This is a genomic window from Kitasatospora sp. NPDC091207, from assembly GCF_044768625.1.
Lineage (GTDB): Bacteria > Actinomycetota > Actinomycetes > Streptomycetales > Streptomycetaceae > Kitasatospora.
In genome coordinates this window covers 63479-78060 of sequence record NZ_JBIVVS010000026.1, presented here as the reverse complement: position 1 = coordinate 78060, position 14582 = coordinate 63479, and the positions used below count along the sequence as shown (strand labels likewise).

Annotated in this window: 14 protein-coding genes; 10 read left to right on the top strand and 4 right to left on the bottom strand. The window is 75.4% G+C overall.

The genetic code is table 11. From position 1 onward, the window contains the following. The first annotated feature begins 273 nt into the window (after positions 1–273). Together ACIQTO_RS31485 and ACIQTO_RS31480 are read left to right on the top strand one after the other, a co-directional pair. The gene (locus ACIQTO_RS31485; RefSeq protein ID WP_402395211.1) at positions 274–750 is read left to right on the top strand and encodes a transposase; all 477 of its coding nucleotides are present in this window, start codon (positions 274–276) and stop codon (positions 748–750) included. A 31-nt stretch (positions 751–781) separates the two neighbouring features. After that, complete coding sequence (locus tag ACIQTO_RS31480) at positions 782–1303, top strand: DUF6584 family protein (protein WP_402395208.1); 522 nt, start codon at positions 782–784, stop codon at positions 1301–1303. Positions 1304–1395: 92 nt separating this feature from the next. Here ACIQTO_RS31480 and ACIQTO_RS31475 read toward each other — a convergent pair whose 3' ends face one another. Beyond that, on the bottom strand, positions 1396–2154 hold the full coding sequence (locus tag ACIQTO_RS31475) for a class I SAM-dependent methyltransferase (protein WP_402395205.1): 759 nt from the start codon (positions 2152–2154) through the stop codon (positions 1396–1398). A 1340-nt stretch (positions 2155–3494) separates the two neighbouring features. Then, positions 3495–4139, bottom strand: a complete 645-nt coding sequence (locus ACIQTO_RS31470; protein ID WP_402395201.1) for a lysophospholipid acyltransferase family protein — start codon at positions 4137–4139, stop codon at positions 3495–3497. Between the two features lie 123 nt (positions 4140–4262). On the opposite strand from ACIQTO_RS31470, the gene ACIQTO_RS31465 reads away from it, so the two are divergent. Both ACIQTO_RS31465 and ACIQTO_RS31460 read left to right on the top strand, forming a co-directional pair. Next, the gene (locus tag ACIQTO_RS31465; protein ID WP_402395198.1) at positions 4263–5744 is read left to right on the top strand and encodes a bifunctional phosphatase PAP2/diacylglycerol kinase family protein; all 1482 of its coding nucleotides are present in this window, start codon (positions 4263–4265) and stop codon (positions 5742–5744) included. 191 nt (positions 5745–5935) lie between these two features. Next, positions 5936–6145, top strand: a complete 210-nt coding sequence (locus tag ACIQTO_RS31460; protein WP_402395196.1) for a hypothetical protein — start codon at positions 5936–5938, stop codon at positions 6143–6145. A gap of 164 nt (positions 6146–6309) precedes the next feature. Here the strand turns inward: ACIQTO_RS31460 and ACIQTO_RS31455 are convergent, their stop codons facing one another. Next, a complete protein-coding gene (locus tag ACIQTO_RS31455; RefSeq protein WP_402395193.1) occupies positions 6310–7410 on the bottom strand; it encodes a DUF6745 domain-containing protein in 1101 nt (366 codons plus the stop codon). Between the two features lie 122 nt (positions 7411–7532). Continuing rightward, complete coding sequence (locus tag ACIQTO_RS31450; protein WP_402395191.1) at positions 7533–7859, bottom strand: hypothetical protein; 327 nt, start codon at positions 7857–7859, stop codon at positions 7533–7535. Positions 7860–8013: 154 nt separating this feature from the next. Here ACIQTO_RS31450 and ACIQTO_RS31445 point away from each other — a divergent pair, with 154 nt between their 5' ends. The 6 genes from ACIQTO_RS31445 to ACIQTO_RS31420 all read left to right on the top strand — a co-directional run bounded on the left by ACIQTO_RS31445 (position 8014) and on the right by ACIQTO_RS31420 (position 14511). Beyond that, positions 8014–8967, top strand: coding sequence for an STM4015 family protein (locus tag ACIQTO_RS31445; RefSeq protein WP_402395189.1), 954 nt, complete (start codon positions 8014–8016; stop codon positions 8965–8967). A gap of 80 nt (positions 8968–9047) precedes the next feature. After that, positions 9048–9983: an STM4015 family protein gene (locus ACIQTO_RS31440; RefSeq protein ID WP_402395186.1), complete on the top strand. Its 936-nt coding sequence runs from the start codon at positions 9048–9050 to the stop codon at positions 9981–9983. A gap of 16 nt (positions 9984–9999) precedes the next feature. Next, entirely contained in the window at positions 10000–11208 is a 1209-nt protein-coding gene (locus ACIQTO_RS31435; protein WP_402395184.1) for an STM4014 family protein, read from the top strand. 113 nt (positions 11209–11321) lie between these two features. Continuing rightward, a complete protein-coding gene (locus tag ACIQTO_RS31430; protein ID WP_402395309.1) occupies positions 11322–12185 on the top strand; it encodes an STM4013/SEN3800 family hydrolase in 864 nt (287 codons plus the stop codon). Beyond that, positions 12182–13516: an STM4012 family radical SAM protein gene (locus ACIQTO_RS31425; protein WP_402395181.1), complete on the top strand. Its 1335-nt coding sequence runs from the start codon at positions 12182–12184 to the stop codon at positions 13514–13516. Before ACIQTO_RS31430 ends, ACIQTO_RS31425 begins: the two co-directional genes overlap by 4 nt. 11 nt (positions 13517–13527) lie before the next feature. Further along, positions 13528–14511, top strand: coding sequence for an STM4011 family radical SAM protein (locus tag ACIQTO_RS31420; protein ID WP_402395178.1), 984 nt, complete (start codon positions 13528–13530; stop codon positions 14509–14511). Positions 14512–14582 lie beyond the last annotated feature (71 nt).

Below are 14582 nucleotides of genomic sequence, written 5' to 3'. Positions count from 1 at the left end.
CCCGCCCCCGCCCCCCCCCCCCCCCCGGGCCCCCCCCCCCCCCCCCCCCCCGGCCCCCCGCCCGCGCCCCGGCCCCCCCCCCGCCCCCCCCCCCGGGGGCCCGGCGCTTCCGGCTCTGGCGCGAGTTCCGTGAAAGCTGCCCGCAGGTCTGGCCGGTTGGCGATCACGACGGGTGTCTGTCGCTGAACTCCTGGCCGTTCCGTGTCCTCGGTTCGCCCTGCCAAAGGTGGACGTCGTCCGATCGGTCGGCCGGTCGGTGCGGGTCCGCGCCCGATGTCGGCCGCCGAAGGCGGCGTGTCCGGGCTGCGGCAGCTGGTCCGCGAGGCGACCGGGCTGATCCTTGCTCATCCCCACCATCGGCCTGCGGCCGACCACGTCGTCCTGAAGGAACTCCGCTACCGCGGCGCGGACTTGGACGCCGCCTGCGACCTCGTCGCCTGGTTCGCCTCCATCCTCGTCAACCGCCGGTGTCAAGCGGAACTTGAGCGGTGGGCCCCGAATGCCGAGGCCGGCGTCCTGCCTGAACTGCGGGCACTCGCCACCGGTCTGCGCACGGACCGGGACGCCGTCATAGCCGGCCTCACACTCCGCTGGACCTCCGGCCCGGTCGAGGGCCACGTCCACCGCATCAAGATGATCAAGAGGCACATCTTCGCCCGCGCGAAACCCGACCTGCTCCGCAAACGGCGTACTTCTCACGTCCCGAAGATCACCCAGCACATGGTCCGAGCGGGCTGGAAAGTCCTTTGACCAGGAGTTCTTCGTCCGTCACGCTGCTCCGGTGACGCTAGAGAGCACCCTCGTCAGGGTTGACGCAGACCTTCGCGCAGGCCGGATACCCCTTGCTCGCCAACGCCTGCGCGGCCTGGTGTCCTCCTACCCCACGGATCTCACGGTCAGGCAGCGGCTGGCCGAGGTCTACCGGCTGTACGGCGAGTCGGCCGAGGCCGGCCGCTGGGCCTACCTCCACGCGGACCGGGATCCGGCCGAGGCGGCGGCCTTCGAGGCCCGTCACCCCGATCCGCTCGACCGGATGGAGGCCCTCGCCTGGCGCGGGCCCGAGCAGTCAGCGTTCACGGAGACCGCTCGCGCCCGGCTGGCCGAGCTCCGTGAATCCGCCTCCGTCCAGGCCGGCCACCCCATCCACTGGCCCGGGGTGCGCCACCAGTCCCAGCACCGGGATCACGCCCAGGGAACCGACCACGACGGCTCGCTGTTCTGCTCCGGTCTCGCCATCGCCGGTCTCGTGCTCCTGGGCTTCGCGGCCCTCGGCGTCGTCACCCTCGTTCGCTGGTGGCTCTGAACCTTTCGCCGCCGGCGTCGCTGTGCCCCGAGAGCTTTCACGGAACGCGCGCCAGAGCCGCGCTTCGCCGGGCACTGCGGGCACCTGCGGGCTCACTCCGGCTTGCGGGCCTCGATCAGGAAGCGCGCGGAATGGGCGACGAACGGCCCCTCCGCGCGGATCTGCCGGTCCAGTTCGCGCAGCCGGTCGCGATGGGCGTCGACGGTGAACCCGGGCACCATCCAGATCACCTTCCGGAGGAAGTACACGACCGCCCCGATGTCGGAGAACTCCGTCCGCAGCCGCTCGGACCGCAGGTCCACCACCTCCAGCCCGGCCGCCCGCGCGTCGGCGCTCTCGGTGTCGGGGTGCCGCGCCCGACGGGCCTGGGGCTGCGGCCCCAGGAAGTACTCGACCAGCTCGAACACCGACGCCGGACCGACGTGCTGCGCGAAGTACGTACCGCCGGGCCGCAGCACGCGGGCGATCTCCGCCCACCAGACCGTCGCCGGGTGACGGCTGGTCACCAGGTCGAACGCCCCGTCGGCGAAGGGCAGCGGGGGCTCGTCCGGGTCCGCCACCACGATCGCCCCGAGCGGGTGCAGCAGCCCGGTCGCCCGGGCCACGTTGGGCGGCCACGACTCGGTGGCGACCATCGCCGGCGGCAGGGGCCCGGCCCCGGCCAGCACCTCGCCGCCGCCGGTCTGGATGTCCAGCGCCGCCGAGGCAGCTGCCAGCCGCTCCCCCAGCAGCCGCTGGTAGCCCCAGGACGGGCGCTGCTCGGTGGCCCGCCCGTCCAGCCAGGAGAAGTCCCAGCCGTCGACGGACACTGCTTCGGCCTCGGTGATCAGCTCTTCGAACGTACGCGACATAGCGGCATCATCGCGGGCCCGGGCCGCGCCGGCCAACCGGATTTCCGCAGGCAGGGCCTCTACGGGCGCGCTCCCACTACGGCAGGGAGGCGCGGCGACCGACCGGAACGGGGCCGTTCCACCCACCGGGCCGGCAGCGGACCTCTCCGCACCCCGGTGGACGAACCGGCCCCGGCGATGTCCGCCTTCGGAGTCCGGCGGAAGCACGGCGCCAAGCCGGGTGGACCCGCCCGGCCGCACTCCCGGTGTGCGGCGCCACCGCCGGCCGCCACGCCTGCGCTGGCCCGCCCGGGGTCGCCCGGCGTCGGCTGTCGCCGCCCACCGCAGGAGCACGCCGTGGCGGCTCCGCCGGGCTCGGAAGCGGCGCCGGGCCACCGGGCAAGGCCTCGGCGGTGACCGGGCGGCACGACCGGCGCCCCGGTGGCCGTCTGGCTGCCGGTCCGACAGGTTCCACGCGCACCGGCCCGCCGACCGGGCGGGTACGGCTTCGTGACCGTGCTCCGGAGCACGGAGCACGGAGGTCCGAGGGACCCGGCGACGAGCGCGGCAGCCGGGCTCGCGCGGCCCGCGCCGGTCCGCCGGCCCGACCAACCGGGGGCATCACCCGCCGGACGTGACCGGCCGACAGGCGCCACGCTCCTCGACGGCAATCCGGCAGCACCGCACGTGCCCCCGCAACGCCCGTCAGGCGGCCGCCCAGGCACAGCGGCGCACCGAGGTGGACACGCAGGGCCGGGCGCCGCGCGGGCGAGACCGGTTCCACGCGCACCAGCCCGCCGACCGGATGGGAACGGACCGAAGCACCAAGGCGGAGAGACCCGGCGACGAGTGCGGCAGCCGGGCTCGCACGGCCCGGGCCGAGTCGGCAGGCCCGACCAACCGGGGCATCACCCACCGGACGTGACCGGCCGACAGACGCCACGCCCATCGACGGCAATCCGGCAACACCGCACGTGCCCCCGCAACGCCCGTCAAGCGGCCGCGCCACGGGCAGCAGCCGCCCAGGCCGCCGTCACCACCCGGTGGGCGGTGTCCGTCGCGGCGGCGAGGTCAGCCCCCAGGCACAGCGGCGCACCAAGGTGGACACGCAGGCCCACGCGGGCACGGCGGCGAGACCAGTTCCACCCGCAGCAGCCCGCCAACCGGGGGGAAACGGACCGAAGCACCAAGGCCCGAGGGCCCCGGCGACGAGCACGGCAACCGCGCTCGCGCGGCCCGCACCGGTCCGCCGACCCCATCAACCGGGGGCACCGCCCGCCCCCACCGGACGTGACCGGCCGACAGGCGCCACGCCCCTCGACGGCAATCCGGCAGCACCGCACGTGCCCGCACAGCACCCGTCAAGCGGCCGCGCCACGGGCAGCAGCCGCCCAGGCCGCCGTCACCGCCCGGTGGGCGGTGTCCGTCGCGGCGGCGAGGTCAGCCCCCAGGCACAGCGGCGCACCGAGGTGGACACGCAGGGCCGGGCGCCGCGCGGGCGCCGTGGCGAGGCCGGCGAGCTGCTTCACCGTGCCGCCCGAGGTAACCCGGCGGGCACCCGCCTGCCCGAGCGGCACCACGGGCGCGCCCGTGGCGGCCGCCAGCCGGGCGAGGCCGCTGCGGAACGGGCCGGGCGGCAGCTCACCGGAGTCGCGTCGGCGCGGCAGGCCGCCCTCGCCGTAGATGAGCACCACGTGCCCGGCGGCGAGCGCGTCGGCGGCCCGGTCCAGGGCGTCCGCGGCGCGCTCGGTGCCGCGCTGGACGGGGATGTGTCCCTCGCGGCGCAGCAGCCGCCCGAGGAGCGGCACGTGCCAGAGGCCGGCCGCCGCGAGCACCACCGGCCGTGCGCCGAGGCGGTGCAGGGCGGCGAACACGATCGCGGGGTCGGCGAGTGAGGTGTGGTTGGCCGCGACGATGCTCCCGGGAGCGAGCACGGCCCCGGGGTCGGCGCTCACCCGCAGGGAACCGAAGGCGGGTACGAGGAGGGCTGCGGTGCGGCTGAGCATGGCTGGTGTGGTCCTCCGGTGGGCGGTCGAGCTGCCACCAGTGTTCGCCGCCGGGGCCCGACGCGCCTGAGTACCCGTACTCAAAACCCCGCGGTTCCGCGGCGGCGCGTCTAGGCTCGTCGGATGAGGCGACTCGACGCAGTGGACCGGGCCCTGTTCGACAAGGTGGCACTGGCGCGGCTGTCCCACGCCCAACCGTGGCTGCGCCGCCTGAGCCGCGCCGCGGACCACGGGGTGCTCTGGACGGGTACGGCCGCCGTGCTCGGGGCGGTCGGCGGCCGGGCCGGTCGGCGGGCGGCCCTGCGCGGGGTCGGGGCACTGGCGCTGGCCTCGGCCACGGCCAACATCGCCGCCAAGCAGCTGAGCCGGCGTCCGCGCCCGTTGCTGGACCAGGTGCCGGTGGTGCGGCAGTTGCTGCGGCAGCCGGTGACGAGTTCGTTCCCGTCCGGGCACTCCGCCTCGGCCGCCGCCTTCGCGACGGCCGTCGCGATCGAGTCCCCGCTGCTGGGCGCGGCGGTGGCGCCGGTGGCGGTGGCCGTCGGCGCGTCGCGGGTCTACACCGGCGCGCACTACCCCGGCGATGTGCTGGCCGGCTTCGCGCTGGGTGCGGGGCTGGCGGCCCTGACCCTGCGTTGGTGGCCCCGGACGGACGACCGGCCGCCGCCCGCCGGTCCGCCGCGCCGGGCGGCCCCGGCGCTGGCCGAGGGGGCCGGGCTGTCGGTGGTGGTCAACAGCGGCTCCGGGAACGGGGCGTTGCTGAGCACCGACCCGGAGGAGACCGCCGCCGGTCTGCGTACGCTGCTGCCGCGCGCGGATGTGCGGGTGTGCGGTCCGGAGGACGACCTGCCGGCCCTGCTCGGCGAGGCGGCCGACCGGGCGGCGGCGGCCGGCGGAGCCCTCGGGGTCTGCGGCGGCGACGGCAGCGTCAATCTGGCCGCCTCCCTGGCGGTCGAGCGCAACCTGCCGCTGGCCGTGTTCCCCGGCGGCACGCTCAACCACTTCGCGCTCGACCTCGGGATCGAGTCTCCGGACGCGACGGCGGCCGCCGTGGAGGCCGGGTCCGCCTGCGGGGTCGATCTGGGCCTGGCCGCCGACGACACCGAGCGCCGGATCTTCCTGAACACCTTCAGCCTCGGCGTGTACCCCGAACTGGTCCGGCTCCGCGAGTCGTTGGAGGGCCGCCTCGGCAAGTGGCCGGCCCTGGCGGTGGCCGTCGCCCGGGCCCTGGCCGACGCCGAACCGGTCACCGTCGAGGCCGGCGGCCGGCGTCGGCGGGTCTGGCTGCTGTTCGCGGGCAACGGCGCCTACGACCCGCCGGGCTTCGCCCCCACCCGCCGGACCGGCCTGGCCGACGGCCTGCTGGACATCCGGGTGGTGGACGGCGGCAGCCCGTTCGCCCGGACCAGGCTCGCGGCCGCCTTCCTCTCCGGGACGCTGGACCGCTCCCGGGTCTACCACTCCGCCCGGCTGACCGCCCTGGACCTCGACTCGCTCGGCGACGCCGACCGGATCGCCGTCGACGGGGAGAGCCTGCCGGCCGCCGGTGCCCTGCGCCTGGCCAAGGCGCCGAACGCCCTGACGGTGTACCGCCCCTCGCTCTCGTAGCGGCGGGGGTCGGCAGGCGTTCCGGTGTCCGGGCCGGTGTCCGGGGGCTTGCGCCGGACCGCCCGGGGTGACTGCGTCCGGGCCGGGCCGGGGACGACACGCAACACACCCCATTCGGGTGACATTCCCCCCAGGGCCCTGTCCCGAGTCCCTACTGTGCAGAGCAAGTTAGCCTACGAAGGGATTACGCCATGTACCGCACCGTCCGCACCGTCGCCGTCCTCCTGGCCGCCATGGGCGCCGCCGCCGCCGTTCCGACCCAGGCGTTCGCCGACGGTCCCACGGTGACCACCACGACCATCACGGTCATCGGCACCGGCAACCAGCTCGCCGGGGCCGACATCTTCAACACCGGCGGCGACAACGTGGTCGGCTCGTTCAACGGCAACGAGATCTCCTGACCCTCCGCACCATGCAGGACCCCGAGTAGCACCAGGACCGCCGCCCGCGCCTCTCCCGGCGCGGGCGGCGGTTCTTTCCGCCCGCACGGTCGCCGGAGCCCCCGCCCCTCGCTGCCGGTGGCAGCGCCCCCCGCTGGCCGGCCCCGGACCGGGGAGGGCCCGGCTCAGGTCTCCCGCTGCGGGTGGTACTCGGCCTCGGGTATGCCGAAGGTCCAGGCCACCCCGGCCCGGGCGGTGCGGATGCTCGGCGGGACACGCAGCCAGTACGTCCGGAAGGTGCCGTCGGGCTCGGCGGTGGAGTTGACCACCTCGACCATCACCACCGGCTCGTCGTCCGGGAGTTGGATCCGCCAGAGCTTGCCGGTCGCGTCGTGGTGCAGCGGCTCGGCGCCGGAGTCCGCCAGGTACCGCTCGTAGCCGTAGTGCTCCAGCAGGACGCGGCGCAGCTCGGCGTTCTCCTCCGTGCGGATCCGCTCGACCGTGACCCCGCCGAGGCCGGACAGGAAGTCGGCCGGGACGGGCATACCGCGCCAGGCGTGCAGGGCGAAGCCGTCGGCGAACTCCAGGGCCGGGCCGTCGGCCCGGTCGAGCCGGCCCGCCTCGTCGCGGTGCAGCGCGACCGGCCGCTCGCTGACCAGGGCCACCCCCTCGTACGGCCACCACCAGCCGGCTCCGCGCCCGACGTCGGCGAGCGCGTCGGCCCCGGCCTGCCCGTCCGGCGCTCCGGTGAGCACACCCGCCGCCTCCAGGGCGGCGAACCACGGCGCGTCGTGCTGACCCCGGACGGCGTCCAGCAGGGCCAGCCGGACGGCGGTCCGACGGACGCGGGCGGCATCGATCTCGGGCCGGTCGGCCTGTTCGAGGTCGGGTTCGGGAGCGAGCCGGTCGAGCACCGCGTCGCGGATCCGGCCGGCCAGTGCGTTCGTCACCGGGCCGAGTTCACCGCCGGTCAGTGCCCAGAGCGGTGCCCACCCCGCCGTACCGACCCGCTCCACGGCCTGTCGCCGGGCGGCCTCCCACGGCAGCGTGCGCACGGCCTCGCGGACGCTCACCGCACCGGCGGCCCGCACCTCCAGGGCCGCCTCCGCCCCCCTCAGGGGCGAGCCGAACCACCGCACCTCGGCCGGCTCGGCCAGCCCGGCCGCCCGGTAGGCGGCCCGCACCGCCCGCTCGACCGCGGCCCGGTCGGCCGGTCCGGTGGCCGCCGCGACCGCCCGCCAACGGGCCGTCACCCCGGCCGGCACGACCGTCTGCTCCGTCACCATCGTCTGCTCCTGTCCTCGCCGGGCACCGCGCCCCGGCCGTCCGACCCACTCGTTCCCGTGCACCGCCGCCGCCCCGGGACCCGGCCGCCCGACGGCCGGCCGACCCTCCGGGGCCCGCCGCGTCAGTCCGCGACGACGCGCACCGCGCCCGGCACGTACTCGCGCTGGCGCACCACCCGGTACCAGCCCTTGGGCAGCGGAATCGCCGCGTGCTCCTCGTGCACCACCCGGCCGCCCTCGGGCAGGTGCAGCCAGGCGGCACCGAACGGCCCGGCCTCCCGCCGCAACTCCCCCGGGCCGACCACGGCGTGCGCGTGGCCGGTGACCTCACCGAGCGCCAGCACCAGCCGGCCCCGCGCGTCCCTCGGCTGCGCGGCCAGTGCCGCCACCCTCGGGGGCACCGCGGCGTCCGCGGCCGGCACGATCAGCACGTCACCCTGGCGATACATCAGCCCTCCCTGACCGACCCGACGGGCGTCGGGACCTCACGGTTCGAAACGTAGGGCAGGGGTCTGACAACGCGCCCGGCATCCGCCCCGGCGACCGGTTTGTCGGACCCGGCTGGTAGACAGTTGTTCGGCCCGAACCCCGGAGGAGCAGCGCATGACGGTCGGCAAGCACATCGAAGAGTTCCACGGCCTCCCGGTCCTCGACTTCGCCCAGGCGGTCGAGACGGGCGGCGCCCTGCCCGGGGCCGCCTCGGTCGCCTGGAAGGTCGGGGTCGAGTACGACGCGCCGGAGTCGTTCGTCGAGCGCTGGCGGCAGTTCCTCGACGCCGTCGACAGCGAACAGGTCACCGCGGTGGTGGTCGGCGAGTGGTCCTCGGACGGGCCGGAGAGCTTCGCCGAGCCGCTGGCGGCGATCCTCGCCGCGGCCGACCGGCTGCCGTCCCTGCGCGCCCTGTTCATCGGCGACATCACGTACGAGGAGAACGAGATCTCCTGGATCGACATGGTCGACGTGACGCCGGTGCTGACGACGTTCCCGCTGCTCACCGAGCTGGTGGTGCGCGGCGCCGCCGGGGATGTGGTCGAGGGCGACGGCCTCTCCCTGCGGGCCCTGCGCCACGAGCACCTCACGGCGCTGCGGTTCGAGTCGGGCGGCCTGCCGGCCGCGGTGCTGCGGGCGGTCGCCGCCAGTGACCTCCCGGCGCTGGAGCGGCTGGAGTTCTGGCTGGGGGTGCCGAACTACGGCGGCGACTCCTCCCTCGACGATCTGGCGCCCTTCCTCGACGGCGCCCGGTTCCCGGCGCTGCGCCACCTCGGCCTGCAGAACAGCGAGGTCCAGGACGAGATCGCCGCCGCCGTCGCCCACGCCCCGGTGGTCGCCCGGCTCGACTCGCTCAACCTCTCCATGGGCGTCCTGACCGACCAGGGTGCCACCGCCCTGCTGGAGGGCCAGCCGCTCACCCACCTGCGCGCGCTCGACCTCCACCACCACTACCTCACCGACGAACTCCAGCAACGGCTCCGCGACGCCCTGCCCGGTGTGGCCGTCGACCTCTCCGAGGCCGGGCAGCCGGACGAGCGGTGGCGCTACGTCGCGGTCGCCGAGTAGCCACGGCGCCGTCCTTCCCCGTCGTCCACCGCTCACCAGCAACACCGGCAACACCGGTACACAGGCATCCAGGGGTTCGCATGACCGTCAACAAGCACTGCGGGGAGTTCCACGGACTCCCCGTCCTCGACTTCTCCGGCGAGGCCGACGAGGCGCGCGCGTGGCCGGCACCGGGCGCCGCCGCATGGCGGCTCGCGGTGCGCTACGGGGCGTCCACCGGGTTCGACGGGCTCTGGAAGGCCTTCCTCGACACGGTGGACCCGGCCGGGGTCCGGGCGCTGCTGGTCGGCCCCTGGTGGACGCGCGACTACGATTCGGTCGGCGCCACGCTGGCCACGATCCTCCGCGACGCCGACCGGCTCCCCGCCCTCGAAGCCCTCTTCCTCGCCGATGTGACGTACGACGAGTGCGAGATCTCCTGGCTGGAGATGTCCGACGTCACCGCGGTGCCGGCCGCCTTCCCCCACCTCACCGAACTCGTGGTGCGGGGCGGCAACGGGCTGGCCCTCACGCCCTTCCGGCACGACCGGCTGAAGGCCCTGCGGTTCGAGACGGGCGGCCTGCCCGGCACGGTGGTGCGCGCCGTGGCCGGCTCCGAACTGCCCGCGCTGGAGCGGCTGGAGCTCTGGCTCGGGGTGGACGAGTACGGCGGGGACTCGACGATCGACGACCTCACGCCCTTCCTCGACGGCGCCCGGTTCCCGGCACTGCGCCACCTCGGCCTGCAGAACAGCGAGTACCAGGACGAGATCGCCGCCGCCGTCGCCCACGCCCCGGTCGTGGCGCGGCTGGAGTCGCTCGACCTGTCGATGGGCGTCCTGACCGACGAGGGTGCCACCGCCCTGCTGGAGGGCCAGCCGCTCACCCACCTGCGCGCGCTCGACCTCCACCACCACTACCTCACCGACGAACTCCAGCAACGGCTCCGCGACGCCCTGCCCGGTGTGGCCGTCGACCTCTCCGACGCCGAGGACGAGGACGATCCCGAGGACCGCTACGTCGCGGTCGCCGAGTAGCCGGGTCACGGTTCGGATGAGCACCCCACGGACGACCACCCCGGCCACGGCCACCCCGGCCACGGCCGCGCCATCAGCGGCCGCGTCGGCCGCCGACGCGCGGATCCCGCCGCTGACGGTCCTCGGCAACCCGGGCCACCGGCGGGTGGCGCTGTTCGCCGCCGCCGCCCGGGCGGCCGGCCTGCCCGAGCCCGCCGTGCTGCCCTGGATCGACGTGCTGCGCGGTCGCTTCCTCGTGCCGGAGGGCGGCCTGCTGCGGATCGAGTCGCCCGGTGAGGACGCGGCCGTGGACGAGCTGCTGCGCGGTCCGGCCCTCGGCCCCTCGTACGCCCCGACCAGGGTGGAGGGCGGTGCGGCCTGGTACGCCGGGGTGGTGGCCGCCCTGCGCGCGGTGGCGCGGGTGCCGGGGGTGCGCGTGCTCGGCGATCCGGAGGAGATCGCCGTGATGTTCGACAAGCGGCGGGCGCACGCCCTGCTGGCCGGCGCCGAGGTACCGGTGCCCCGCGCGCTCGGCGGCGCCGACCTCACCGGTTGGGACGACCTCCGGGAGCGGCTGCGGACGGCCGGGATGCGACGGGTCTTCGTCAAACCGGCGCACGGCTCCTCCGCCTCCGGTGTGGTGGCGCTGGAGTTCGGCCCGCGCGGGCAGGTACTGGCCACCACCTCCGTCGAGCTGGCGGACGGTCAGCTGCACAATTCGCTGCGGGTCCGACGCTACCGGGACGAGCGGCAGGCGGCCGAGCTGGTCGACCGCCTCGCACCGGACGGGCTGCACGTCGAGCAGTGGATCCCGAAGGCCTCGCAGTCGGGCCGCTCGGCGGACCTCCGGATCGTGGTGATCGCCGGGCGGGCCACGCACGTGGTGGTGCGCACCAGCTCCCAGCCGATGACCAACCTGCACCTCGGTGGAGCCCGGGGCAGCCTCGCCCTGGCCCAGGAGGCGGCCGGCCCCGCCTGGCCGGACCTGCTGGAGACGGCGGAGCGGGCGGCCGCCTGTTTCCCCAACTCACCGATGGTCGGGGTCGACGTCCTGCCCGCCGCCGGCTGGCGCCGCGCCCTGGTCGGTGAGGTGAACGCCTTCGGCGACCTCCTGCCGAACCTCACCGGCCTGCCCGGCGGCCCGGCCGAGGGCCTGGACACCTACGCCGCCCAACTCGCCGCCCTCCGCCGGCCGGGCCGCCGGCCCGGGCCGACCAACAGCACACCGACGGAACCGACGCGATGAACCAGCAGCACTCCCAGCACCGACCACCGACCACCCCGACCGCGGCCCCGACCGCGACCACCACGACCCCGACCTGGACCCCGACCGCCGAAGCGGCGGCACCCGCACCCGACATGAACGCCGTCGTGGGCACCCACGACCTGCTTCTCGTCACGCTGGACACGCTGCGTTTCGACGTGGCCGAGGAGTTGGCCGCGGCCGGGCGGATCCCCCACCTCGCCGCCGTCCTCCCCGGCGGCCGCTGGGAGCGCCGGCATTCCCCGGGCAGCTTCACCTATGCCGCGCACCAGGCGATCCTGGCCGGCTTCCTGCCCACCCCCGCCGCCCCCGGCGGGCCGCACCCGCGCCTGTTCGCCGCCCGCTTCGCCGGGTCGGAGAGCACCGCTCCGCGCACCTGGGTGTTCGACGCGCCCGACCTGCCGGGCGCGCTCGCCGCACACGGGTACCGGACGGTCTGCATCGGCGGCGTCGGATTCTTCAACAAACAGGGCCCGCTCGGCTCGGTGCTGCCCGGGCTCTTCCAGGAGAGCCACTGGGCGCCGGAGATGGGCGTCCCGTCCGCCACCTCCTTCGAGGCGCAGGTCGCGTGCGCCGAGCGGGTCGCCGCCGCGCAGCCGGTCGGGCAGCCCCTCTTCCTGTTCCTCAACGTCTCGGCGCTGCACCAGCCCAACTGGTTCCACCTGCCGGGCGGCACGCGCGAGGACGGGGACTCCCGAGCGAGCCACGCCGCCGCCCTGGAGTACGTGGACGCGCACATCGGCCGGTTGTTCGCGGCGATGAGCGCCCGCCGGCCGTGCTTCGCGATCGTCTGCTCCGATCACGGCACGGCGTACGGCGAGGACGGCTACACCGGTCACCGGATCGGCCACGAGGTGGTCTGGACGGTGCCGTACGCGCACTTCACCCTCCCTGCCCGCCCGACACCCACCGGCCAGAGGCCCGCCGGCCCGCTGCGCACCGCCGAGGAGACCGCATGACCACGGCACCGGCCCCGCCGACCGACTCGCCCTACCGGTCGTACGTCTACGCCTACCCGCACAAGACCGCCTACCGGCCGCTGCCGGAGCGCCCGGCGCTGCGCGAGCTGTGGGCCGGCGAGCCACAGCACGCGCTCTCGCTCTACCTGCACATCCCGTTCTGCGAGGTCCGCTGCGGCTTCTGCAACCTGTTCACCCGGATCGGCAGCCCCGACGGTCTGACCACCGCCTACCTGGACGCGCTCGACCGCCAGGCCGCCACCGTCCGCGAAGCACTGGACGACGACGCCCGGTTCGCCCTGGCGGCGTTCGGCGGGGGCACACCCACCTACCTCACCGCCGCCGAGCTGGAGCGGCTCTGCGACATCGCCGAGCTGCGGATGGGCGCCGACCTGCGGGCGGTCCCGCTGTCCGTGGAGGCCTCCCCCGCCACCGCCACCGCCGACCGGCTGGAGGTGCTGGTCGCCCGCGGCGCCACCCGGCTGAGCCTGGGGGTGCAGTCGTTCCTCGACGAGGAGGCCCGCTCCGCCGTCCGCCCACAGCGGCGTGCCGACGTCGAGGCCGCCCTCGGCCGGATCCGCGACGCCGGATTCCCCGTCCTCAACATCGACCTCATCTACGGCATCGACGGCCAGACCGAGGCCGGCTGGCTGCGCTCACTGGACGCCGCGCTGGCCTGGCAACCCGAGGAGCTGTACCTCTACCCCCTGTACGTCCGACCGCTGACCGGTCTGGCCCGGCGCGGCGAGCAGGAGAGCCCGGTCGCCTGGGACGCCCGCCGGCTCGCGCTCTACCGGACCGGCCGCGACCACCTGCTCGCACACGGCTACCAGCAGGTGTCGATGCGGATGTTCCGCCGCGCCGCCTCCCCGCAGGCCGGGAACGGCGAGTACGCCTGCCAGACCGACGGCATGGTCGGCCTCGGCTGCGGGGCCCGCTCCTACACCTCCCGGCTGCACTACTCCTTCGACTACGCGGTCAACGCCACCGAGGTGCGCGGCATCATCGACGACTACGTGGCCACCACCGACTTCCGGTGCGCCGAGGTCGGCCGGTACCAGACGCCCGAGGAGGCCCGCCGCCGGCATCTCGTCCAGTCGCTGCTCCAGGCGGAGGGCATGCCCGTGGCGGAGTACCGCGCCCGGTTCGGCAGCACCCCCGCCGAGGACTTCCCGGCCGAGCTGGCCGCGTTCGGGGACCGGGGCTGGCTCGCGCGGGACGAGTCGCGCCTGGTGCTCTCGCCGGAGGGGCTGGCGCACTCGGACGCGGCCGGTCCGATGCTGTTCTCCCCCGAGGTCCACCGGCTGATGGCGGAGTACGAGGCGAAATGACCTTTCTCGGCATGCCCGCACCCCGCCCGGCCACCGACCGCACCCGGCCCGGCCCCGGGCACCCGCCCGGCCCCGACCGCGCGCCCAACTCGGCACCGCGGCCCGCGGCGGACAGCGGATCGGACGGCGGATCGGACGGTGGGGTCGACCTGTCGCTGCTCTACCGGGGCCCGCTGTCCTCCTGCGACTACGACTGCCCGTACTGCCCGTTCGCCAAGCGGCGTGACTCACCCGAGCAGTTGCGGGCCGACCGCGCCGCGCTGGAGCGGTTCACCGCCTGGGCCGCCGGGCGGGCCGGTTCCGGGGACACCCTCTCCGTGCTCTTCACCCCCTGGGGCGAAGGGCTCGTGCGGTCCTGGTACCGGCGGGCGATGGTCGAGCTGAGCCGGCTGCCGCACGTGCGCCGGGTGGCGATCCAGACGAACCTCAGCTGCCGCACCGACTGGCTGGCCGAGGCCGATCCCGACACCCTGGCGCTCTGGGTGACGTACCACCCCGGGCAGGTCACGCACGAGCGCTTCCTCGCCAAGTGCCGCGAGCTGGACGCGCTCGGTGTGCGCTACAGCGTCGGCGTGGTCGGCCGGCCCGACCACCTGGTGGAGGCGCGCCGACTCCGTGCCGCGCTCGATCCCGCCGTCTACCTGTGGATCAACGCCGCGGAGGGCCTCACCTACACCGATGCCGAGGCCGCCGACTGGACGGCCGTGGACCAGCACTTCGGCTACAGCCGGCACGCCCACCCGAGCGCCGGCCGCCCCTGCCGCACCGGTGAATCCGTGCTCTCGGTGGACGGCGACGGGACCGTCCGCCGCTGCCATTTCGTCCGCGACGAACTCGGCAACCTCTATGACGGCTCCTACCGGGCCCAACTGCGCGGCCGGTCCTGCCCGCTGCCGGTCTGTGACTGCCACATCGGCTATGTGCACCTGGAGACGCTGCCGCTCTACGAGGTGTTCGCCGGGGGCGTCCTGGAGCGGGTGCCGCACGGGTGGTGACCCGGCCCGCCGACGGCGCCACCGTCGACGTCGGTCCGGTGCTCCCCGGCGGTCCAAGTGCCCCCGGTGGC

Excerpts from the sequence above, each read along its gene's own strand:
- ACIQTO_RS31420 (WP_402395178.1), top strand. The coding sequence starts at position 13,528 with ATGCCCGCACCCCGCCCGGCCACCGACCGCACCCGGCCCGGCCCCGGG.
- ACIQTO_RS31440 (WP_402395186.1), top strand. The coding sequence starts at position 9,048 with ATGACCGTCAACAAGCACTGCGGGGAGTTCCACGGACTCCCCGTCCTC.
- ACIQTO_RS31455 (WP_402395193.1), bottom strand. The coding sequence starts at position 7,410 with ATGGTGACGGAGCAGACGGTCGTGCCGGCCGGGGTGACGGCCCGTTGG.
- ACIQTO_RS31460 (WP_402395196.1), top strand. The coding sequence starts at position 5,936 with ATGTACCGCACCGTCCGCACCGTCGCCGTCCTCCTGGCCGCCATGGGC.
- ACIQTO_RS31450 (WP_402395191.1), bottom strand. The coding sequence starts at position 7,859 with ATGTATCGCCAGGGTGACGTGCTGATCGTGCCGGCCGCGGACGCCGCG.
- ACIQTO_RS31435 (WP_402395184.1), top strand. The coding sequence starts at position 10,000 with ATGAGCACCCCACGGACGACCACCCCGGCCACGGCCACCCCGGCCACG.
- ACIQTO_RS31430 (WP_402395309.1), top strand. The coding sequence starts at position 11,322 with ATGAACGCCGTCGTGGGCACCCACGACCTGCTTCTCGTCACGCTGGAC.
- ACIQTO_RS31470 (WP_402395201.1), bottom strand. The coding sequence starts at position 4,139 with ATGCTCAGCCGCACCGCAGCCCTCCTCGTACCCGCCTTCGGTTCCCTG.
- ACIQTO_RS31445 (WP_402395189.1), top strand. The coding sequence starts at position 8,014 with ATGACGGTCGGCAAGCACATCGAAGAGTTCCACGGCCTCCCGGTCCTC.
- ACIQTO_RS31465 (WP_402395198.1), top strand. The coding sequence starts at position 4,263 with ATGAGGCGACTCGACGCAGTGGACCGGGCCCTGTTCGACAAGGTGGCA.
- ACIQTO_RS31485 (WP_402395211.1), top strand. The coding sequence starts at position 274 with ATGTCGGCCGCCGAAGGCGGCGTGTCCGGGCTGCGGCAGCTGGTCCGC.
- ACIQTO_RS31475 (WP_402395205.1), bottom strand. The coding sequence starts at position 2,154 with ATGTCGCGTACGTTCGAAGAGCTGATCACCGAGGCCGAAGCAGTGTCC.
- ACIQTO_RS31425 (WP_402395181.1), top strand. The coding sequence starts at position 12,182 with ATGACCACGGCACCGGCCCCGCCGACCGACTCGCCCTACCGGTCGTAC.